Raw genomic sequence first — 21,775 nt, forward strand, 5'->3', positions numbered from 1 at the left:
AGAGCAGCCAAGTAACCTTGAACCCCTGTTACCTTGGAATATTAAGCAAGGCTAGGTGTCGTTAGCCATACGCTTACGATTGATACAACTGCTCATTTAGCGGAGCTTGAAATTACTTTTAGATTAAACGAACAAGTTGAAACCAATTTTTTTATAGATTACCCAATCACTTCAGCTTGTAACTTTATAAGCAGTGTAATGCCATCAGTTGAGCTTCCTTATTCAAAACATGATTTATCTAGCATAATCTTACCTGATCTAATTAGAGATAATTGCGCCGCTGGTGCACTGATTATCGGTAAAGAGATAGGGTGGAATGATTCATTAATAAGTGATTTTAGCGGCTGTATTGAGCTTTTAGATAACAAAATACCTGTTATCGAAGGGCTTTACAACAATCTTCTTAAGTCCCCATTCAATTTATTAACAGACTTTTTAGAATTAGCAAAAAAGCATAATTTACCACTTAGGGAAGGACAGTTAGTGGCAACAGGCGGAATTAGTCCTTGCGTTGAGATAAATGCAAAAAAGAAGTACCAAGTTAACTTTAATCATCTCGGTACTTTTAGTTTTACATTGATCTAAAGAAGCTTTTAAACAAAACTATCGCTCAATAAACTTAAATTAACCCGTTGATAAAACTGAAATACAGTCATGGCTATTTCTAAAATGTTGTGCAATGACTGAAAGCCCATTTTTCATAGCGATCTCGGTAATTTTGAGATCTGTCATATCTGTACGATGGCCAATATCCTTTTCACCTTTACCACTATGATCTAACCAAATAATACCACCTTCATTTATTAATTTAGCAAACTGCTCTATGTAGCCTTCAACAATATCAGGGTGCATATGGACCATTGAGTCAAAACATGCAATCAGATCATATTTTTTACCTGATAAACAAGAAAGACTTTGGCCATCATTTTGATAAAATTGCATTGGAGTAGTTAAATTTGAATATCTTTTTTTACACAAACTAAGGCAAACTTCATTCATATCGACTAAATCTATAGAGTTTGCATATCTCAACAATTCATATGTAAACCTTCCACCACCAGGTGATAACTCTAAAATATTTAGGTTATATTGATTATTTAAGTATGGTTTCAGGTACTCATCAGACAGTTTGGCTATGCTACTCAATGTATGTGAATTTCCACCATCCCAAGAGTATCCGTAGTTATCTAAATTTAGCCATTTACTTTCAGAGCCCCACCTATCTCTATTATATTTGATATTTAAATTTGCATCTGTAATCGAAGCCCTAACTTTATCGCTATCTGTTGGAACATATGAGAGGTTTAAGGTTAAAACGGTGTCCTTTTTAACACTATAATTATTTACAAGTTCATTAATAATTTCACTTTCTCGGCCAAGAACCGTTACAAGTAAAATGTCATAGTTCACTTCTGATATTTGATGAAGTGAATAAAGTCTTTCTGATGATTCTGAACCATCATGAGCTCTATCAGCAACTCCAACTACGCACTCCCCTAACAAACTTGCAATAATGCGTCCCGCCCTACTATTTCCATATAATAAAACTTTCTTATTCTCACGTTTTAGTTCTTCAATAAAATCATAAGCTCTATTCAATTTAACGCTAAAAGAGTAATTTTCCGCATAGTTAATATTTCGTTCCATTTTAGTATCCGCTTTAAAAGTTTGATTGGTGATTATTTATAGACATGTACTACATCACCGCGACTTACAGCTAGCCTGATTGCAGGTTTATCGCCAATAGCGGTGATTTTGTGCCACTTATTTTTTTCTATAAAGACCATATCCCCTTTGGAAACTACAAGCGACTCATCTTCAATATCCCATTGCCACTGCCCATCAACGATATACCACCACTCATTCCAATCAGGGTGATAGTGACGACGATTACCTTCTCCTGGTAGCTGAGAAATCAATGTCGCGCTATTGCTTTCAGAATTTACAACTCGATAGCACCAAGACTCACTACTGTCCATTGAGTTAATTATATCCTGAATATTACTCAGCATTTTATTTTCATTTTCAAAATTAGAATGGTGGATCCCATCTAGCTTTAAAATTGAAGGTACATCCGCTTCAGCTTCTGAAGACTCGACGTTGTTCTCTTGGTAGTATTTAGGCAGAGTTTTGCCCTTATTTTCCACGTATAAAAGCACAGCTTCTGCTAACTCAAAATCTTCTTCGTTATCAATATCAACTGTAGAAAAACCCTTAATTGGAAAGTATGCTACCTTCGAGTTTCCACCATGATATGCAAAGCCATATTCTTTAATATTTTTAAGGAATGTAGCTGTTTGATACCCCATAAGCACGGTTGCGTAACTAGATACAGGTACCATATCTTGAGAGGATATATGAGGTTCATTTTTTGAAAAGTTAACTTCATTCCCCTGATAAACAGCCGCAATCTGATGGTCAACAACAGAAACTAACGTTTCCAAGCTTTCATCTTTCATTTTTTGTACAAAAGCTGTAATTTCTTCAACCGTTAAAAATGGTGATGTTGGCAAAATTTGAATGACGATGTCTGCGTCAACATTCTCACAAAAATCAGTAAGAAATTGATCATTATTTGTTTGGTCAGCAGCAAGCGAACTTGGACGCTTGTAAAAGCTAACTCCATACTCATCAGCAATTTTATCAAACACGTCCGCTTCAGAGTTTATATACACTTCGTCAAAAACACCTGACGCTTTTGCTGTTTCTGTCACATATGCAATTAGAGGTTTATCGCCTAGCAAACGTAAATTTTTTTTCGGAACTCGCTTACTGCCTAAACGAGCAGGGATCATTGCTACTATTTTCATTTTTTACCTACTTGTAAATCCACCATCAAGGATAATATTTTGCCCTGTGATATAAGTATTCATTTCTGAGCCCATAAAATAAACCGCTTGAGCGACCTCTTCAGGTCTAGCTAGCCTTTTTAAAGGGATTGTATTGATAATTTCCTGCTGCTGTTGAGGACTGAGGTTTTTATCTAACATAGCAGTTTTTGTTGGACCAGGTGAAACGATATTGACCAAAATACCGTGTTCAGCAAGACTCAATGAGAGGGCCTTAATTGCACCAACTAAGGCTGACTTACTCGCACTATAGCCAACAGAAGTTGGTTTAGAAACAACACTGGCAATCGACCCTACGAATACCACCTTACCAGTGTTTTGAATAAGCTCAGCTTTCACTAACTTATTCAAAAGCTTTAAGGGTGATAATGTATTAACACAAAACATATTGTCTATATTAATGGATTCGTACTCACCAAATGGCTGAGGTTCTATGATACCGGCATTAAAAATAACGGCATCAAATGCCCCAACAGATTCAATATCTTTACAAAAACGATTAAACGACTCGGTATCTGTTAAATCTAATACAAAAAGTCCGTCAGTAAATTCTAGAGATAAATTAGCATCACGCACAGTGCCATAAACATTATAATCAGCATCAGTAAATCGTTGACAAATCGCACTGCCAATCCCGCTGTTCCCCCCTATTACCAACGCCTTATTCATAAATCACTCAAGTTATGAATTGCCGCTTTACCCATTGCAAGCGTTGCTTCCAGTGAATTTCCACCAATATGAGGTGTAGGAATTAAATTAGGTATTGATAATAACTCTAAATCAGTTGGTGGCTCTTGATCATAAACATCGATTGCAGCCCCTGATATTTGTGCCTTCAGTAGACTATTTTTCAATGCTAGTTGATCTACTAACTCTCCTCTAGCTGTATTCAAAAGAACCGCCGAAGGTTTCATCTTTGCAAGAAAACTAGTATCAACAAGTTGCTCTGTCTCGACAGTTAACGGAACATGAAGTGATACAACATCCGATTGATTGAGTAATGAATCTAATGGCACTTGTTTTACGTTATTATACTCAGCAATCAATTTTGATTTATCTAAAATATCATTGATCAAAATATTGCAATCAAATGGTTGCAGAAGCCTAATAAATTCTTCACCAATATGACCAGCACCAATAATGCCGACTGTCTTACCGTAGAGGCTGGCCCCACCACTTTTACGCCACTCACCATGAGATAAAAGGTTTGATGTTGTATAGATGTTTCTTAGTAGCATTAATGAAAACCCTAAGCTCATTTCAGCTACAGACCCTTTGTTAACTCCGGCTTTATATAACACTTTGACGTTATGTCGCTCACAAGCATCAAAATCAATATTATTCAAACCAACACCAAATTTTGATACATATTTAAGATTCGGCAATTTTGATAATACATAATCATTGATAGATTCTAATGCAACGATTACCGCATCGACATCAGAAAGAAAATCGACTAGTTCATCATCATTAAGCTTCATGCCCGTTAAATTTAGTTTATATTCGGGGAAAAAATGAGCTAAATAATTAATAAGCGTTTCATTTTTTGAAAATGCTTTTGACGTTATTGCTACTTTCATTTTGAATTCAAAATCTCCATTAACTGATTGATAGCTTGTTCAACTTCACTTTGCAACACGTCGTGGTACATCCCAACAGAGAACTCATCACTATTGAGAAGGACGAAAGTTAAATCATTTGTTCTACGCTTTTTATCCTTTTTCAATGCCTCAATGATTAAATCTATTACGACATATTCAGGATTTACAGTCAGGTTAATATTATCTAAAAGAAGCTGCTCATTTAATAAGTTTAAGCATTCAGCGCTAATCAACCCGCGGTTCAAGCTTATGATGTTAGCTAAAACCATTCCTATCGTTATTGCAATACCATGAGGTATTGCATATGACGAAGCGTACTCAAGTGCATGCCCAAAGCAATGTCCATAATTGAAAAGATTACGCTTACCTTGATCAAACTCATCTTGTGAAATATAACTCTTTTTAACTAAATGGGTTTCATAAATAGCTTCTTTACATTTACCTTCTTTTACTCTTTTTACAAGTTGCTTAATGTTAGAAACATTTGGTTGTTCGTGATCTGAAAGTAATAGAAACTTAATAATCTCTCCTGAACCGCTATCAATTTCTTGTTCAGATAAAGTTCTCAAAAAAGCTTCTAAAATGTATATGTTATTTGGTGGGTAAAAGCTACCAATTGTATTTTTATAGCTGTCTAAATTTAGAGATGTTTTACTACCAACGCAGCTATCTGCTTGCGCTAGTAAAGTGGTTGGGATAAAGCTCCATTGCACACCTCTAAATAGAGTAGATGCAACAAAACCTGAGATATCTTGTACAATACCACCACCAATACTAATTAAATGCGAATTCCTTTTAAAGCCATAATTTAATAATACTTTATATATTTCAATAACTTTATCTAGATTCTTGTGTTCTTCTAATGCATCAATAAGCAGGCTATTATTTTCATTGACAAAAGATAACTCCTTGCTGAATAATTGGAAAACCTTTTTATCAATTATGTAAAAAGCATTATCTTCAAACTTTTCCTTTAAATCTAGAAATTCATAACCATAGTGAACAAGGTAGTTATGTATATTTGAAGGGATCTCTATTGTATTCACGATAAAAAACCTCCATCAATAATCGTCGCTTGCCCTGTAATAAATGTATTTTCTGTAGCAAGATATAAAATATGTTTCGCGATTTCTTCAGGCTTACCTAAACGGTTTAGCGGCACCTGTTTTAATAACTGCTCTTTTTGAAGTTCAGATAAGCTTTTTGCGGTTAACTCTGTATCAATAAAGCCTGGACACACTGCATTCACCAAAATATTATCTTCAGCTAACTCCCTCGCTAATGCCTTGGTATAGCCAATAAGTCCGAATTTAGTACCGCTATATAAGGTCCTATATTCTTTAGAGCGTATACCCCAAATAGACGAGACATTAAGAATACGACCAGCCTGCTGCTCTCGCATATAGGGAACACAATGCTGAATTACCTGCAAAGGAGCAACAAGATTTACTTGATTAATAAGCTGTAGATCTTCAGAGGTGATCTCTAAAATTGGTTTGATGATATTGATCCCTGCATTATTAATTACAATGTCAAATTTTGCTGGGGTTATATTAAAAAATTCTTCAATAGAAGCTTCACAACTAAGGTCTAGCTGTTCTCTACTAGGTACAACTACATCCAAGCCAGCTAATGTAAACACTTCATTAATTACTTTTCCAATCCCACGACTGCCACCAGTTAAAAGTACTCTTTTAGTCATAAAATCCACTCTTAGAATAAATTCTCTCAACTAAATCTAATACTTTTGATGCATCCTCACTAGTACCATGAGTAAGTTTCTGACCATGCTCTATGGCATTAATAAATTCTTCCAGCTCGAGCTTCCAGCTGTCATCATTCTCAAACCAAGTTACTGTCTCTGCAGGTTTACCCATAGCAAAAGTAACATCTTCAAACTCTCTTTTTGCAACAACTAAGGTCTCAGGAGCATAGCTTCTAGAATCAGATAATATGCCATCGAGATTAACAAAACCGTTTTCAAAACACATCTCTAATAGAAATTTATGTTTCCATTGTGTTGCAGATGAATGCATAGACGCGAGGACATCGCCGCTTTGTAAAAGTACAAACGCATTATCTTCAACTCCCACAGGCCAAAAGCTATTTTGCAAGGTAGCCGAAACGACCTCAAAATTTAGACCTGATAGATAATTATAGAGATCAAGCATGTGAATACCTTGATCCATCAAAATACCACCACCGGAATAATTTTTAAAATTACGCCAGTTATCTTTATAATCAATACTACCAGCTTTACCGTACACCCCTCTAAGCCATAAAAGCTTGCCCATACGACCACTATCAATAATTTTTTTAGCTTCACTTACACTATAATGAAAACGATGATTAAAGCCATATTTCAAGACATTATTCGATTTTTCCTCAGCAGCAATAACTTTTTTTAGTTCAATCGAATTTTTAGCTGGAGGTTTTTCGCAAAAAACATGAATGCCCATATTCAGAGCTTTGATCGTGTATTCAGCTGCGACATGGTTAAAAGCACATATAAATATTGCATCAGGTTTTAGCGCTAATAACTCGTCATAATCATTAACAGCTAATTTAACTAATCTATCATTACAAATAAATTCATTATTTTGTTCATAAATACCTATCAGCTCAGTATCCATATTTTCTTGAATAGCATTAGCACGTATTTTTCCCATTTTGCCATAGCCTGCAATGGCAACTTTTAATATCATGCTTTAAACCTTTTACTGTAGTTCTGCTTTTCCGGTTCTAAAGATAGGAAATATGAAAAAATCATATGATCAAAAATCATATGAAGATCTTCAACTACGCCATACTCACCTGCTTCAGTTTCAATATGGTAATTAAAAGTTGAAAGTTCTTTTAACTTACCACCAGAGAAACCTGTTAAGCCAATAATATTAACACCTTGTTGCTTCGCATATTCGGCTGCCTTTACGATATTAGGAGAATCTCCTGAGCAACTGATTGCGATTAATAGATCATGATTTGTTATTTCGTCCACTATCTGCGCATAAAATATATTTTCAAAGCCAACATCATTGGCTATAGCAGTACATAAGGCTGAGTTATCTGCGAGACTGGCTATTTTAAAGGTTCTAATATCTCTTAATTTTAAGCCTCCACCGAAATCATTTGCCATATGCGAAGCTGTAGCAGCAGAACCTCCATTACCAATAATGTAAACAGTTCCACCTCTGTAATGGCATTCGTCGAGACTAGAAATGATTTTACTAACCTCAGCTGTGTTGATACTTTCTAGAGCGTCAATAACCTTTGTTATATACCCTTGCACAAATGTTTGCTTATTTTTCATAACTTCCCTCTTTCAAGTATTTAATAAACTACAACCAGTAATAAAAACATATTCTAAATTAGTCAATGAGCTAAAAATTTTATAATAGACTTTTCTTTTGTTTTAACAGGCAAATTACTATTTGAAAAATCTATAATCTTTATTTTTTTTAACTCCGCTTCTGCTACCAATTCATCCCACACCTTATTATTAGATGAAGAAGTAATAGATTTATCTGGGTGATTAAATAACCAACTAGTTATATCTCCTTTCCTTAAGTAATTTGGAATTCCATAGTTTGGATTTTCAAGTACATCCTCAATTACTATTGCACGGTTGTCTTCTTTTCTTGTTCCATTTAAAGGTTTAACCAAACTATGATCCCAATAATACCGATTGTCACAACCTATTATATAAAGATATTCGTAACTATGCATTAATGCTACCTTGAATGCAGCTTGGCCTGTAACTTGCCATTCAGTGTCAACAACACGTTTAAATGGATCTTGAAACTGAATATCAATATCTAATTGGGGAAGTTTCGTACTAAGGAAAAATTTTTTAATACCATTACTAGGATCTAAAATCATTTCTTGAAAAGCTTCTTTATGGTGTAAGAGAACTTTTGGATCTGTTAAGCAATAATATGTCGGCCACCAATTAACTTCTTTAAAGTGCCTATACGCTAAACTACATGCAACTGTATCTATATGTTTAGGGATTGAGTTAAATCCATATTCAACTAACTCCTTAACCGATGGTCCATTACAAATAATCATTAAATGCTTATTACTCAAAGATCTCACCCATTTCTAAAATTATATTATTAATAAACTGAGCTGCTTTTTTTGAAGGCTGAATATCACTTAATACATTACATTTTCGGTCTAAAAAAACATTCACTGCTTGTTCATTTCGAGCTTTCGCTAAAGATTTATTAAGCGCTAACGTTAGTGACTTTTGGCAAGTAGCTATTTCATATGCACCTTTAGGATATTTATATAAATCAACAGTTTCACCATGAGGATTAAAATAAATTACATACCTCCCCATTGCTAACGCTTCAAGTATTACTGTGCTAAATCGAGAAATCACCACCGAACACTCTTCAATTGTTTCGTATACGCAATTCGGTGATAGCATCTCTAATGAAAATTCACCTTTGTCTGCATGGTGTTGAGAAATAACGAAAGGCAATGATAGATCTTCGCAAACACTTATTACGGCTTCAACCCACTGTTTGCGTATATCTTCAAAAAAACCATAAGTAAAATTAACGTTGATCATAACTTTTGGCTTTTTAGGCAGTGCTCTTTTTTCGTTATACAAATCCCACATTTTTGGTAAACCAATAATACATGTTTTATCAATTTTATTTTTAAAATGAGATTGATCATCACGTCCCATTAGTAGCACATACTCCGTGGTGTGATAAGCACGCCTCTCATAATTATAATCGGAATCTTGAAAATCTTCTATTCCATCAACAATCCCTATAGTTTTGACCCCATTGTCTTTTTGATTAGAGATATATTCGCGGCCAAAACCAGGGTCCCAATCGTTAGATGCTACAAGTACCTTAGACTTAATAAATGGTAGACAGTCTCTGTGGATAATATTCTGTTCGTGAATAGACGCAAAGCCTTCTCGAATATTGTTATCAAAATCAGAATTCACATCAATTAATGCACTTGTTAAACCAAGGCTTAATAACTCCTTGGATAGTAAGTTGAGGTCTATAATATTGGATTTATTATAGGGTAGCAATAAAACGTCGAATGTCTTTTCAGTAGAAATAAGTTGCAAGTAATCATCATATAGTATTAATTCGAAACCTTGACGATTATAAATAAACACACTATTTATGGGGAATTTTTGCGCTATTTCTTGCCAATAATTGGGACTACAAACAATGATAACAGTATCGCTATCTATACATTCTTGGCTCAAAATACAACCATCTGTTTTTTTTGAATCAAAAAAACCTATAAAGTTAATATACTCAGGGAGGGCTTTGCGTAATTCAATAGCTAGATCATTAAATGGAGCAATAACTACACGTTGTTTTTGAAAGCAAGATAAATTTGTTCCTTTCACTAAGCCAGCCTTATTTTTTTGCTTTTACATTATAAAAAGCCCAGTCACATTTATCTGTAGCAGATAAAAGTAAGTGGGAGGCAATTTCATCTAAATAATTAATCCATAAAATATTTAACTCTGAAAATATCTTTAAACAATCATCACTATTTTCATATTTGTACAAAACGGTTAACATTGGGCAATGATAATAGAGTAATGTCCCTTTAAAAAGTTGGAAAATATGGCTGAATATAGTTCCTCGAAACGCATATAAGTATCGCTGCTGGCGCTTCAATAACTCATTTGCTTCTAGCACTGTACTGTATTTTTTACTGGCAATATCTTTTAAAGAACATACCAATTCATACGCTTTATCAATGCCAAGTTTTTTTTCATCAACATCGTCGAAAGGAAGTAAAGAAAACTGATTTTTTATTAAATCAATAACTACTTTCTTATCAATATTTAAATCCAAAGCTTCTAGTTCGTTAGCATGGGAGGCAACAGTTCCTCTAACCTTTGCTCCTTGTCCAACATTAACAATATGAGCTCCAGGCTTATATTCAATAAGATCTTCTAGCTGCTTTACTGACATTGAATAAACACTATTACTCGTTACAGAGCCACCAAAATTTCCTTCTAGAACATGGTCGCCAACTTTATTTGGAAAGTAGCGAAATTTAGTATTTTTATTATCATCATAGATACTGTATTTCGAATGATGTTCCTTATTAAAAGTACCATTATCCACACCAAATAAATGTATATTTTGAAAGCCAAAATTCAATGCCAACGACAAACCAGCATTAGCCACTAATGGGTTTGAATATGATACAGATGCTAAACTGTTTTTACCATGTAACGCCAGCATAATATTAATGTAATCGGTTGCTGACTCGTTACCTTTTAATGCCAGTCCTGACCAAGCATATAAATCAACTGTATCCGGATAAACAGTATTAAGTGCCAACAGATTCAAATCTTTGTAGGTTTCTTTGCTAGCCATATCTAATACGGCTTGGTAATTTCTATATGGTCGTTCAACTAATATATGAAAATCAGCTTTAACTCCCATACTAGTTAAGGAACCTAGCGCACTACCGCATGCAAAAATAATCGCTGTTTGACTATTTTCTTTGATGTATTCTTCAGCCTCATCTAAAGAAGGTCCGTTACCTATAATAAAAATAGGGACTTTACTTAATACTGCCAATGGGTCATTCTTCGCATCATAAAAGGGGACTTTTTTGTTTACTAAATGATAGGTATGAGCTAGTCCCGTAATTGCATCATTATAAAACCCAAAACCAAATTGAAACCTAAAGTAATCTTTAAAGAATTTATTGACCAAATCTGATAACGTTTCATCTGAATAATGTTGATAACAAAAGCTTCTAACAACTGAAAACGCACCAATATCTTCTACAACAGTATTTAAATCATTAATTAATTCCTGTTTATTCGCACCAAGGTGCAAAAATAAGCACCCATTACTTTGATCGATAGAAGAAACGATATTTGTCCAATTGATACAAAAAAGACTAGCAAAAAACACCTCAAAATCTGGTTCAATGATGAATAAATAATCAAATTTAGTATGTGATAATAATTCTGGAAGTTGATAACCTAAACCTAAACCAAAAATCACTCCTGTAGGAAACTGCTCTGGCAAAGACAATAACTGTTGAGGCTCACCACTTTCTTTAAGATCCAACATATACTGACCTAAAGTCTGCATATACCTAATATGGATTCGTTCATCTCGGCTTAGAGGGTTATATCGTGTGTATTCTGTTAATGTAAGTGTTGGATTTTTTACAGCCTTTTCAACTTGTAGTCTAGCCTGCTCCACTGGATTATCACCATAAAGCGGCGCTTCTTTTCCTTTTGGCACAAAGTTACCGTGACCAGACTTTGTGACATGAAGGCAAAAATCTTCTCGGGGTTGAAACTCTTGAATAGCTTTAAAAACGTCTGGGTAATACTGTTCAAATGCAGCTAAATTTTTTGTGAACCGTTCATTTGCCTCTTCAGCAAATTGCTGTTCTCTTAATTCGTGTGCTTGTGCTTCTGATAGTTTTTGTTCTATTTCGTTTATTTGGTCTTGAAAGTTAGGGGGAAGGATCATTTATAGCCTACTTAAGCTGATTATATAATTCAACTTTCTTTTTATTTTTCATAACATTAGAAAGGTTGTCTTTACTTGAATCTCTTTTAACTTGAAGCTGCTGACATAATTCAATCAGTTGTTGATTAATATTTTCTAACCGTTCTTTATCTGACTCAGTAATATCATGAGGTTGACAAAATACATCTTTCAACGATTTTGTTATAATTTCAAGCTGATCAGTAGCGTCTTCGACTAACTGATCAGCAATATACTTTTTAAATGTATATAATTGCGCTTCTAGTTTTCCAATTTCAGCTTGCATGGGCACTGTTTTCAGCGAAAGTTTGATTGCGGATTTCGAAAGGAATTGCATCCCATGCAGACTTAATCTCTTTTAATAGATTAGACACTTCATCTACTATTGTCACATCGTTTTGAATGCTAGCGTCAATTAAGCGTTCAATCATATACGAGTATAATGAAAATAGATTTTCTGTCACTTCACCACCAACTTCAAAATCTAAACAATCACGTAATGCAGCAAGAATTGCAGATGCCTTTGATAGATGTTCACTTTTGGCCTCTAGATGTTTTTTATCAATCGCCACTTTTGCAAGTACCATTTTTTCAATAGCTCCCGCCATCAACATTTGAATAATTTCATAGCGATCAGCCCCTGCCACACGTGTTTTGAGGGCTTCTTTTTGATAATTTTTTACTCTGGCGTTATACATATATCACCTATTTTCGTGTTCTTTAAATTAATAATAAAAGAAAGTTACTTTGATGTTGTAAAACCTGGCAAACTAGATAATTGTGCGCTTAAATAACTTTGTGTCGATTGCATTTGTGCTAGTAATACGTCCAACCCTGAATATTGTTTTCTCAAACGGGATTCCAAGGACTCCATACGGTATTCATGATTAATCACATCATCATCCAACTCATCTAGCTGAGCATTGAGAGAGTTTTCACGTTGCTTCATTATACCGCTTGAATCAACATAGTTATCAAGTAACTCTTCAAACTTCTTAGCTAATCCATTCTCACCAGAAAAAGCTTTACCAATATCATCAAAGTTTTCATCCATGGCTTCACTCAGGCTACGAACAAGTGTCGACTTCTCTAAATAACCATCTTTCTTAATACCTAAACCAATATCAAAAATACTTGAGAAAGGACCAGCATCAGTTAATTCGGTAGAAAGCGTATTTACCAGCTGTGAGTCAAAAGAGCGAATAGTTGAATCACCATTAAGCGGCTTCCCTACACGTGTTTGCAAACCGATTTGGCCAATTAAGTTATTATAATTGGTTACCAGTTCATCGATGAGTTTTGTAACACCACTTTTATCGTATTCAACGGCAAGCTTTGCAGTTTCACCACCGACACTTTGACGTTTAGCGACAATTGTCATATCCTGTACAGCATCTTTGAAGGTGTTGGTATCATTGGTAATTGTGATTCCATCAACCTTGATAACAGCATCTTTAGCTTCATTACCAGTAGCAATTCCTATACCACCAGCTCCGCCACTATTAGCTACCGTTGATACATTATCAAGTTCAGCGTTATCATTGGTGATGACTAAATCATTACCAGTACCACTCACACTTGAAGTAAGTACTAACTTTGACTCTGTACCAGTATTTATTATATTTGCCGTCACACCAAAATTATCATCGGAGTCATTTATTGCATCACGTAAATCTGCAAGTGTAGCACCAGCATCAAGCGTTAAATCAAAGCTTTTATCTCCAGCGGCAAAAGACAACGTGCCTCCAGACGCAGAAACTACATCGTCAGTAGAAGTAAACAAACTATCATTTGAGGTAGCACGACTCCCCTGAGCAAGATCAATCACCTCAACTTTAAAGTTTCCAGGCGTAATATTCGATGTCGGAGTAACGGATATTAAGTCTCCGTCATCACTATTTGGTTGTGTAATATTTGCTATACGTTTATTAAAGCTGTCAGGATCTGCCAATTTCTCAATTGTATCTTGCAGTTTCGACATCGCTGATTTTATTTCCCCCAACGATGAAAGTTCTACTTGTAATGACTCTTCTTTTTTTGCAAATGCATTCAATTTAGGTGTATCTTCAGCAGCTAACGTGGCTGAAATAATACTTTCAAGATCTAAACCAGAGCCGATACCTGCAGATGTGATGAGTGGCATAATAATTACTCCTGGTAGCAATCAAACTTGCTAAGCCGTTTTATTAAATAATAAACCTTTACTAGTAAGTTTATCGGCAAATTCATCTAAAGCTTTAGCAACTTCTCTAAATTCTTCAGTTGGGATTTCACGTATTACTTCATTACTTTGTTTATCAAGCACTTTTATAATTGGTGGTTCTCCTAGCTCATCAAACTCAAAAATCAAATTTGTAGCTGTGACTGGAATAAACTCATTGAGCTTCTCCAAATTATTTTTTACTTCAGTAAATAAGTTTTTTCTTTCTTGCTGATCTACTAGAGTATTTTTATCTATATTTACTGCTTTTCTACCAGCAATTTCCGTGCCTTTACTACGCTTTTCATCTTCTATTCCAATCTTTACCTGACTAGAGTTAGTAGAAGTGAAGTTTTCGCTCGTTCTTTGTGCAGAATTAAAATCAATCATCACAACTCCCCCTTGTTTATAAGCTAAAGTATAGGCCACTATAAGAAAATATTCTGCTTTCATGTAGTGGCTTATAAAGCGTATTTACTACCCAAGTAACGATAAAGCAACTTGTGGGCGCTGATTAGCTTGACTCAAAATAGATTGACTTGCTTGCTGAAGTATCTGCATTTTCGTCAAATTTGCAGTTTCTTGTGCAAAATCTGTATCTTGGATGCGCGAACGGGCAGCAGATAAATTTTCAGAGATATTCGATTGGTTACGAATCGTTGATTGAAAACGGTTTTGTACAGCACCCAGTTCAGCACGCTTTTTATCAACTACCGCTATTAATGAGTCCATACCGGCAAATACAGCCTGCGCATTTGCTTGTGTAGATACACTAATATCGCCAGCTGTAAAGGTAGTCGTAAAATCTAAAGATGCTGCAAGAGTAGCACCATCGATGGCACTTATACCTTCAGCTAGTTCTGCCAAAGTATTACCTGTAACTCCTGCGGCAACACCAGCAATACCTGATAGTGTAAAGCCACCATTTGTCTCTAAAGTATTGGTCGTTGCACCGACTGTTTGCATACTAAAATTAATCGTTTGTACTGCATCAGCACCTACTTGAAACTTAGCATTATAGCTACCATCTAATAAGTTCTGTCCACCAAAAGTAGTATCCGCTGCAACACGGTTAACTTCTTCAGATAAAGAACGAATTTCTTCTTGTACTGCTAAGCGATCTTCATCAGTATTTGAACCGTTTGAAGCCTGTTGAGCCAAGGTACGGATACGTTGGAACATTGATGTTACTTCATCTAATGCACCTTCAGCAGTTTGCGCCAGTGAAATGCCGTCGTTAGCATTTCGGTTACCTTGATTTAAACCATTAACCTGACTTGTTAAACGGTTAGCGATTTGCATACCAGCTGCATCATCTTTTGCACTATTAATGCGAAAGCCTGATGATAAACGTTGGAACGAAGTATCGAGGGAATTGCCTGATTTACTTAATTGTCTTTGTGCGTTCAATGAACTCACATTGGTATTTACATATAAAGCCATAATAGCCTCCGCTTTATCATTTTAAGAGCAATACAACGGGATACCCCTACCCTGTTATATTACCTGACTTAGAGTCCTAGATTGATAGTTCTCTAACTCAGTTATCGTCCGATAAAGTGAAAGCTTTAGCTTTATTTGTAAAATAATTTAACTTTTATTTAATTTTTTAACCTTGTAATAAGCTCAATGCTGCTTGAGGTCGTTGATTCGCTTGGCCTAATATAGTTTGACTAGCTTGTTGTAAAATTTGGTTTTTCGTTAAGTTAGCTGTTTCCGCCGCGAAATCTGCATCTTTAATTCGCGATTTTGCTGATGCTAAATTTTCAGAAATATTAGCTTGGTTACGAATAGTCGATTGAAAACGATTTTGAACAGCACCGAGTTCGGCACGTTTTTTATCAACTACCGCGATTAGAGAATCCATACCAGCAAATACCTTTTGTGCATTAACTTGTGTCGAAACACTAATTCCATCAGCTGTAAATACATCCGCGAAGCTTAATGATGCAGCCGTTACAGTACCATCAATACCACTGATTCCAGCAGCCAAAACATCATAATCTTTACCACCAACGGCTACAGCAATACCTGCAATACCTGAAATAGTAAAGCCTCCATTGGCTTCCAATGAATTATCACTAACACCAACTGACTGCATGCTAAACCCAATAGTTTGCACTGCATCAGCACCGACCTGAAAACTTGCAGAATAGGAGCCATCTAGTAGATTTTGACCACCAAATGTAGTATCGCTGGCAATGCGGTTTACTTCTGCAGATAATTGACGAATTTCTTCTTGAATCGCCAATCTATCTTCATCTGTATTTGAACCATTGGCGGCTTGTTGAGATAACGTACGAATACGTTGGAAAGTCGACGTTATTTCATCTAACGCCCCTTCAGCCGTTTGCGCTAGAGAGATCCCGTCGTTAGCATTACGGTTACCCTGGTTTAAACCAAGTATTTGCGACTGGAGTCGATCCGATATTTGTAAACCTGCAGCATCATCAGCTGCGCTATTTATACGTAGTCCAGATGATAAACGTTTAAATGACGTATCTAAGTCATTACCTGTATTTGTTAGCTGACGTTGTGCATTTAGTGCACTCACATTAGTATTTACATATAAAGCCATAATAAACTCTCTTCTTATCTGTCAAAATTAAATCACCAGCTGAAATTGGTGATATTTGACAAAGTGACTCATTACAACGGCAAACTTTAATTGCCAGGGGCAAAAAACTGCCACTTTGCAGGTTATTTAAAAACTTAATAAGAGTAGAGCAAGCTTTAGGCCAACTTTTTATAGTTATGCAAACAGTTATACTACAGGGGATCGAGCATAAAAAAGGCTCTAAATAGAGCCTTTATATAAGATAAGTTTTAGAGTGGGTGTATGAAGCATAAAATGGCACACTTTATGCTTTAATAGTTATGTTCTTACAAATGTTAGAACACTATCGGATTTTTAGCGCCTCCGCTTTATAATCCATCTTTAGCGCCTTTGTTAATACCCCATTAGACAAGGGCGCTTTCATTTCACGTCAACAGTTTGACAGCTTATCTTAATTATCCTAGTAGGCTTAATGCAGCCTGTGGACGCTGATTTGCTTGGCTAAGAATTGTTTGGCTTGCTTGTTGTAAAATTTGCATCTTAGTTAAGTTAGCCGTTTCTTGCGCAAAGTCAGTATCTTTAATACGTGATTGAGCAGCAGATAAGTTTTCTGATATATTCGATTGGTTACGAATCGTTGATTGAAAACGGTTTTGTACAGCACCCAGTTCAGCACGCTTTTTATCAACTACGGCTATTAATGAGTCCATACCGGCAAATACAGCCTGTGCATTTGCTTGAGTTGATACACTAATATCACCAGCTTTGAAAGTATCAGCAAAAGTATATGTATTAGGTTGACCAGAAATAGCACTTACACCATCAGCTAGCTCATTTAATGTATTTCCTGTCACACCTACAGCAACACCAGCAATCCCAGATAATGTGAAACCACCGTTAGCTTCTAAAGAGTTAGTAGATGCACCCACTGTTTGCATACTAAAGTCAATTGTTTGTACTGCATCCGCGCCCACTTGAAACTTAGCGTCATAAGTACCGTCGAGCAAGTTTTGACCACCGAACGTAGTATCACCTGCAACACGGTTAACTTCAGATGATAACGAACGCATTTCTTCTTGAATTGCTAATCTGTCTTCATCTGTGTTTGAACCATTCGAAGCCTGCTGTGCTAATGTACGCATACGTTGAAACATTGATGTTACTTCGTCAAGCGCACCCTCAGCAGTTTGTGCTAATGAAATACCATCATTCGCATTACGGTTACCTTGATTTAAGCCATTAATTTGTGACGTTAAACGGTCAGAAATTTGTAGACCTGCCGCATCATCTTTTGCACTATTTATACGAAAACCTGATGATAAACGTTGGAATGATGTATCCAGTGAATTACCTGAATTACTTAATTGTCTTTGTGCGTTTAATGAACTAACATTTGTATTTACATATAAAGCCATGATATCTCTCCAGAAGTAAACTTATCATTTACTCTCAAACTTACTAGATTAAGCAGTGGTTGTTACTTTCAACGCTTTGCTTGGTTAATTAAGTTATCGGTCTAGTCGAAAAATCCTTTAGCTTTTTTTTTATTTTTTTTCCATTGTTTTATAAGCCCATGTAATTTAAAAGCTTTATAGTTACTAAATTAATGACGTTCATTAAATAACTAAAAAGATTACTGTTCATGTCTTTTCCTTCAGGAAATTATTAAGCTGTTAAATAGTAAGGAGATAATCTTAAAAGGCAGGGAAAATACTGGAGTAAGGCAATATATTGCCTTACTCCTTTACTTATAAGTAATCGAACAGTGATAGGTTAGCCAAACGGCCAAAAGTTGCCTGAGATGCTTGAAGGGCAGTTTCTTGCTTAGTTAGTTCGGTAATCGCTTCCGCCATATCTAACTCGACTAAATCGGCACGTGCCGCTTTATTGTTTATATCCAAATCGGCATTTGACTGGGAAATTTTATCTGCAGCATTAATGCGCCCACCTAGGCCTGCTTGCGTTAACGATACTTTGTTTTTCCCATTACCTAATTGCACTAGACCATCAGCAAGTGCTTGCTCAAAAGCGTCTTGATCTAGGCTTGTATCTGTTAAACCCGCAATTAAATTGCTCATAGTATTGAGTACGTTCTCTTTTTGAGGTGCCCCAAGAGTGAAATCCACTTGCCCCGTAGCGACAGGTGAAATACTTATTTCGAGCCCGTTAAATTTAATAAGTCCATCAGATATATTACCACGGGCTAAAACATCCCCTCCTTGCTCAACTGTGTAAGTAGCAGGAGACCCTGCTGTTGTTATCACACTATAGGTATTATTAGCACCTGAAGGATCATATTCAGCACTATGAAAGCTATCAAATTGTCCTTGTTCCTTAACGTAAACCTTGGAGTCGAGTATGCCACCCGATACGACACCATCATTTGAGCTTACATTTAACCTAGCTTGTACTTTTTCAAAAACATCAAATCCATTATCACTTGATTTTATATCGATACCTTCGGCTATTTTTATTTTATGCAGCCCTTGATCTCCACCATATTCATACTTCTGGTTCGCGCTGTTATAACTATAAGCAGGTGTATTATCTTGATATCCAGAAAAAAGATATTTACCATCTTCTGTTTTAGCATTCATTAAATCGAGTACTGTCGATTGTATCGACTTTAGTTCTTCTGCGATTCCTTCACGATCAATATCGGAATAAGCTCCATTACCTGCTTGAATAGTTAATGTATGCGCTCGCTCTAATGAGCTTTTTATATTATCAAGTACGGTTTCTTCATTAGTTAAGCGACTAGTAAGCATGGTAATGTTCTTTCCATACTGCTCGTTTGCTTGTATTTTGTCTGAATAAAGCGATGCTTGAGACATAGCTGATGGATCATCAGAGGTTGATAAAATTCGCTTCTGTGTATTAACTTGCTCTTGAGCTCTGCTCACACCTTGCTGATTTTCGAGTATTTTATTTATGTTATTTTGGTACATTAAATTATTTGATAAACGCATAATTACCTCGCCGCATTTAATAATGTGTCAAAAATTGATTGAGCTGTCGCTAAAACCTTTGCTGATGCTGAGTATGATTGTTGAAAACGCAGTAAATTTGCGGCCTCTTCATCTAGGTTTACACCCGATAGTGATTCGTACCATGCCTCAGATTGTTGTGCTAAAGCGTCAAATGCAGCCCCACTTGTAATTGCTTGACCAGTTACAACACCTACATCACTCACTAATCCTGAATAAGCTTGGTTGAACGTTTTATGGTTATCGGCAGTTGCTGTTGTTTCTACGTTTAAGCGTACTAATTCGCCATTTTGTAAGTCAGCTAATTTTAAACCATTACGGTTATCATCAAAGCCGCCTTTATTAAGCTCAAGAGTGAATTTATCGCCTAAAGCAGGAGTACCTTCAATATCAAAGTCAAATCCTACTTCCTGTGCAGTTAAACTTGTTAGGTCTGCTAGCTTTCCAGCAACTTCAGCTTGCTTTATTATATTTTCACTTGAAGTAACTTCAAACTGACCTGTTGTATTAGTGCCATCACTTAAAGTATACATGTTGGGCTCTGCTGCTTTTATTAGTATTAATGGTCCTGTATTTAGCGGTATCGATAAAGCTAGAGGCTCACTGGTAAATTTTGAAACATTTGTAACTTCACCGGCTGAGATAGTAGCTGTACCTGTATTATTTAAATCGTTGCCAGTACGAATAGGCGATGCGAGTGCTAAGTCTTCACCGCGGCCTGTTGCAAGCGTGATGCTAGAAGCGGCATCTGAATTAAGCTTTATTTGAAACTGATCTCCAACATTACCATTACCGCTTATATTAACTTTTAGACCAAAAGATTCCTCAACTGTATCTGGGATAGGTAGAGCTGGTGGTATTGCTCTTTTAATTGAAGCTGCATTAATTTCACCACTAGAAATATCAGCCAGTGCCGGATCACCTATATTGTTTCCTTTGTTATCTATAGGCTGAATACTTACTTCATTAGCATTAGCTGTATAAGTAATAATAAAATCACTGGCAGGAAGTTCACTGCCTTTGCCCGGCTCAACAGTAGCAGTCATATTTGTAACACCATCGCTATTACCTTGATACGCATAAGCGCCAACGGTAGGAATATTAAAAATATCTCCCCCTAGCTGGCCTGTTGCATCCATACCCAATTTGTTTTGCTCATTAAATGCGTCAGCTATCGCTAAGCCCATTTGACCAATTTGGTTTTGCGCAGGGACTAATATGTCATCTCTAAAAGCAAGTAAGCCGCCAATTTTACCTTTGAGTTTACTTACATCAACTTCAAGCGGCACAGCTTTGCCACCATTAACGTCAAGCGTGAATTCTTTAAAGTTAGGATCAGGATCCCCTGTCATCGAAAATAAATTAAATGCGCCATTTTGCATAACAACCGCTTCGCCTGTGCCCATAAAAACGAGTTTTTCGCCATTTGGTCCATCAAGCGTTTCAATGTCTATTAGCTCTGATAAGTCGCGTATTGCTTTATCGCGCTCATTATAAGTTGAGCTTGCATCTGCTTCATTACGTGTGCCGTTTACTGCTGCAATATTTTGATTTAACGTGCTAATACTTTGAATTAGTGAGTTTGCTTCATCTGAAAATATTTCGAGCTGCTCGTTCACTACACTTTTTTGATCAAGCACGATGCCTGAAAGCCTGTCCATTTGATCAATTAAGCTTTGTGCGTCGGTCATTACTAATGAGCGGGCAACGGTAGATGACGGCTGATTTAGCGCTTCTTGCACGTTATTAAATAAAGAGTTAATACCTGTAGATAGGTTATTCGACTCTTCAGAAAAAATAGTATCAACTCTATTTGCCTCTGTAACAAATTGATCGAAAAACGATTTATTTGAGGTGTCACGATTTAGCTGTGACTGAGCAAACTCGTTTAGTAATCGGTATGTTTCGCCTCGCCCCACTTGGTTATCAACCATAGTAGTAAACTCAGTGCGCTCACGTACGTAGCCTTCTGTATTAACATTGGCGATATTTTTACTTGTCGTTTGCAGTAGCTCCGAGCTTGCTCTAACCCCAGAACTGGCAATGTTTAATAAATTAAACGACATG

Annotated in this window: 21 protein-coding genes; 1 reads left to right on the plus strand and 20 read right to left on the minus strand. The window is 36.0% G+C overall.

Annotated features, from left to right (window positions below):
• The first annotated feature begins 198 nt into the window (after positions 1–198).
• Positions 199–585, plus strand: coding sequence for a hypothetical protein (locus I6F53_RS16340; protein ID WP_197240325.1), 387 nt, complete (start codon positions 199–201; stop codon positions 583–585).
• A 39-nt stretch (positions 586–624) separates the two neighbouring features.
• On the opposite strand, the gene I6F53_RS16345 is transcribed toward I6F53_RS16340, so the two are convergent.
• The 20 genes from I6F53_RS16345 to flgK form a co-directional block, all read right to left on the minus strand.
• Positions 625–1,647 carry a class I SAM-dependent methyltransferase gene (locus I6F53_RS16345; protein WP_197240327.1) on the minus strand — a complete coding sequence of 341 codons (1,023 nt, stop codon included), beginning with the start codon at positions 1,645–1,647 and terminating at the stop codon, positions 625–627.
• 32 nt (positions 1,648–1,679) lie between these two features.
• On the minus strand, positions 1,680–2,810 hold the full coding sequence (locus I6F53_RS16350; protein WP_197240328.1) for a cytidylyltransferase domain-containing protein: 1,131 nt from the start codon (positions 2,808–2,810) through the stop codon (positions 1,680–1,682).
• Between the two features lie 3 nt (positions 2,811–2,813).
• On the minus strand, positions 2,814–3,518 hold the full coding sequence (locus I6F53_RS16355) for an SDR family NAD(P)-dependent oxidoreductase (protein WP_197240330.1): 705 nt from the start codon (positions 3,516–3,518) through the stop codon (positions 2,814–2,816).
• The gene (locus tag I6F53_RS16360; RefSeq protein WP_197240331.1) at positions 3,515–4,429 is read right to left on the minus strand and encodes a phosphoglycerate dehydrogenase; all 915 of its coding nucleotides are present in this window, start codon (positions 4,427–4,429) and stop codon (positions 3,515–3,517) included. The genes I6F53_RS16355 and I6F53_RS16360 overlap by 4 nt, the downstream gene beginning before the upstream one ends.
• Positions 4,426–5,496: an AroB-related putative sugar phosphate phospholyase (cyclizing) gene (locus I6F53_RS16365; protein ID WP_197240333.1), complete on the minus strand. Its 1,071-nt coding sequence runs from the start codon at positions 5,494–5,496 to the stop codon at positions 4,426–4,428. The genes I6F53_RS16360 and I6F53_RS16365 overlap by 4 nt, the downstream gene beginning before the upstream one ends.
• Positions 5,493–6,152, minus strand: coding sequence for an SDR family NAD(P)-dependent oxidoreductase (locus tag I6F53_RS16370; protein WP_197240335.1), 660 nt, complete (start codon positions 6,150–6,152; stop codon positions 5,493–5,495). The genes I6F53_RS16365 and I6F53_RS16370 overlap by 4 nt, the downstream gene beginning before the upstream one ends.
• Positions 6,145–7,155 carry a Gfo/Idh/MocA family protein gene (locus I6F53_RS16375; protein WP_197240337.1) on the minus strand — a complete coding sequence of 337 codons (1,011 nt, stop codon included), beginning with the start codon at positions 7,153–7,155 and terminating at the stop codon, positions 6,145–6,147. Before I6F53_RS16375 ends, I6F53_RS16370 begins: the two co-directional genes overlap by 8 nt.
• A complete protein-coding gene (locus I6F53_RS16380; protein WP_197240339.1) occupies positions 7,152–7,760 on the minus strand; it encodes an SIS domain-containing protein in 609 nt (202 codons plus the stop codon). Before I6F53_RS16380 ends, I6F53_RS16375 begins: the two co-directional genes overlap by 4 nt.
• Before the next feature lie 62 nt (positions 7,761–7,822).
• Complete coding sequence (locus I6F53_RS16385) at positions 7,823–8,536, minus strand: hypothetical protein (RefSeq protein ID WP_197240340.1); 714 nt, start codon at positions 8,534–8,536, stop codon at positions 7,823–7,825.
• Positions 8,529–9,836, minus strand: coding sequence for a hypothetical protein (locus I6F53_RS16390; protein WP_197240342.1), 1,308 nt, complete (start codon positions 9,834–9,836; stop codon positions 8,529–8,531). The genes I6F53_RS16385 and I6F53_RS16390 overlap by 8 nt, the downstream gene beginning before the upstream one ends.
• Positions 9,837–9,846: 10 nt before the next feature.
• Positions 9,847–11,946 (minus strand): motility associated factor glycosyltransferase family protein, encoded by a 2,100-nt coding sequence (locus I6F53_RS16395; protein ID WP_197240344.1) that lies wholly within the window; start codon positions 11,944–11,946, stop codon positions 9,847–9,849.
• A gap of 7 nt (positions 11,947–11,953) precedes the next feature.
• The gene (locus tag I6F53_RS16400) at positions 11,954–12,250 is read right to left on the minus strand and encodes a hypothetical protein (protein WP_197240346.1); all 297 of its coding nucleotides are present in this window, start codon (positions 12,248–12,250) and stop codon (positions 11,954–11,956) included.
• Positions 12,240–12,662 carry a flagellar export chaperone FliS gene (gene fliS, locus I6F53_RS16405; protein WP_197240348.1) on the minus strand — a complete coding sequence of 141 codons (423 nt, stop codon included), beginning with the start codon at positions 12,660–12,662 and terminating at the stop codon, positions 12,240–12,242. The genes I6F53_RS16400 and fliS overlap by 11 nt, the downstream gene beginning before the upstream one ends.
• 44 nt (positions 12,663–12,706) lie before the next feature.
• Positions 12,707–14,107: a flagellar filament capping protein FliD gene (gene fliD / locus I6F53_RS16410; protein WP_197240353.1), complete on the minus strand. Its 1,401-nt coding sequence runs from the start codon at positions 14,105–14,107 to the stop codon at positions 12,707–12,709.
• A gap of 30 nt (positions 14,108–14,137) precedes the next feature.
• Positions 14,138–14,554: a flagellar protein FlaG gene (locus I6F53_RS16415; RefSeq protein ID WP_197240373.1), complete on the minus strand. Its 417-nt coding sequence runs from the start codon at positions 14,552–14,554 to the stop codon at positions 14,138–14,140.
• 87 nt (positions 14,555–14,641) lie between these two features.
• On the minus strand, positions 14,642–15,607 hold the full coding sequence (locus I6F53_RS16420; RefSeq protein ID WP_197240354.1) for a flagellin N-terminal helical domain-containing protein: 966 nt from the start codon (positions 15,605–15,607) through the stop codon (positions 14,642–14,644).
• 166 nt (positions 15,608–15,773) lie between these two features.
• Complete coding sequence (locus I6F53_RS16425; protein ID WP_197240355.1) at positions 15,774–16,742, minus strand: flagellin N-terminal helical domain-containing protein; 969 nt, start codon at positions 16,740–16,742, stop codon at positions 15,774–15,776.
• Positions 16,743–17,176: 434 nt separating this feature from the next.
• A complete protein-coding gene (locus I6F53_RS16430; RefSeq protein ID WP_197240356.1) occupies positions 17,177–18,136 on the minus strand; it encodes a flagellin N-terminal helical domain-containing protein in 960 nt (319 codons plus the stop codon).
• Between the two features lie 333 nt (positions 18,137–18,469).
• Positions 18,470–19,690: a flagellar hook-associated protein FlgL gene (gene flgL, locus I6F53_RS16435; RefSeq protein WP_197240357.1), complete on the minus strand. Its 1,221-nt coding sequence runs from the start codon at positions 19,688–19,690 to the stop codon at positions 18,470–18,472.
• A 2-nt stretch (positions 19,691–19,692) separates the two neighbouring features.
• On the minus strand, positions 19,693–21,774 hold the full coding sequence (flgK, locus tag I6F53_RS16440; protein WP_197240358.1) for a flagellar hook-associated protein FlgK: 2,082 nt from the start codon (positions 21,772–21,774) through the stop codon (positions 19,693–19,695).
• Position 21,775 lies beyond the last annotated feature (1 nt).

The organism is Pseudoalteromonas sp. SWN29, assembly GCF_015864465.1.
GTDB lineage: Bacteria > Pseudomonadota > Gammaproteobacteria > Enterobacterales > Alteromonadaceae > Pseudoalteromonas.

Excerpts from the sequence above, each read along its gene's own strand:
- I6F53_RS16340 (WP_197240325.1), top strand. The coding sequence starts at position 199 with ATGCCATCAGTTGAGCTTCCTTATTCAAAACATGATTTATCTAGCATA.
- I6F53_RS16345 (WP_197240327.1), bottom strand. The coding sequence starts at position 1,647 with ATGGAACGAAATATTAACTATGCGGAAAATTACTCTTTTAGCGTTAAA.
- I6F53_RS16350 (WP_197240328.1), bottom strand. The coding sequence starts at position 2,810 with ATGAAAATAGTAGCAATGATCCCTGCTCGTTTAGGCAGTAAGCGAGTT.
- I6F53_RS16355 (WP_197240330.1), bottom strand. The coding sequence starts at position 3,518 with ATGAATAAGGCGTTGGTAATAGGGGGGAACAGCGGGATTGGCAGTGCG.
- I6F53_RS16360 (WP_197240331.1), bottom strand. The coding sequence starts at position 4,429 with ATGAAAGTAGCAATAACGTCAAAAGCATTTTCAAAAAATGAAACGCTT.
- I6F53_RS16370 (WP_197240335.1), bottom strand. The coding sequence starts at position 6,152 with ATGACTAAAAGAGTACTTTTAACTGGTGGCAGTCGTGGGATTGGAAAA.
- I6F53_RS16375 (WP_197240337.1), bottom strand. The coding sequence starts at position 7,155 with ATGATATTAAAAGTTGCCATTGCAGGCTATGGCAAAATGGGAAAAATA.
- I6F53_RS16380 (WP_197240339.1), bottom strand. The coding sequence starts at position 7,760 with ATGAAAAATAAGCAAACATTTGTGCAAGGGTATATAACAAAGGTTATT.
- I6F53_RS16395 (WP_197240344.1), bottom strand. The coding sequence starts at position 11,946 with ATGATCCTTCCCCCTAACTTTCAAGACCAAATAAACGAAATAGAACAA.
- I6F53_RS16400 (WP_197240346.1), bottom strand. The coding sequence starts at position 12,250 with ATGCAAGCTGAAATTGGAAAACTAGAAGCGCAATTATATACATTTAAA.
- fliS (WP_197240348.1), bottom strand. The coding sequence starts at position 12,662 with ATGTATAACGCCAGAGTAAAAAATTATCAAAAAGAAGCCCTCAAAACA.
- fliD (WP_197240353.1), bottom strand. The coding sequence starts at position 14,107 with ATGCCACTCATCACATCTGCAGGTATCGGCTCTGGTTTAGATCTTGAA.
- I6F53_RS16415 (WP_197240373.1), bottom strand. The coding sequence starts at position 14,554 with ATGATTGATTTTAATTCTGCACAAAGAACGAGCGAAAACTTCACTTCT.
- I6F53_RS16420 (WP_197240354.1), bottom strand. The coding sequence starts at position 15,607 with ATGGCTTTATATGTAAATACCAATGTGAGTTCATTGAACGCACAAAGA.
- I6F53_RS16425 (WP_197240355.1), bottom strand. The coding sequence starts at position 16,742 with ATGGCTTTATATGTAAATACTAATGTGAGTGCACTAAATGCACAACGT.
- I6F53_RS16430 (WP_197240356.1), bottom strand. The coding sequence starts at position 18,136 with ATGGCTTTATATGTAAATACAAATGTTAGTTCATTAAACGCACAAAGA.
- flgL (WP_197240357.1), bottom strand. The coding sequence starts at position 19,690 with ATGCGTTTATCAAATAATTTAATGTACCAAAATAACATAAATAAAATA.
- flgK (WP_197240358.1), bottom strand. The coding sequence starts at position 21,774 with ATGTCGTTTAATTTATTAAACATTGCCAGTTCTGGGGTTAGAGCAAGC.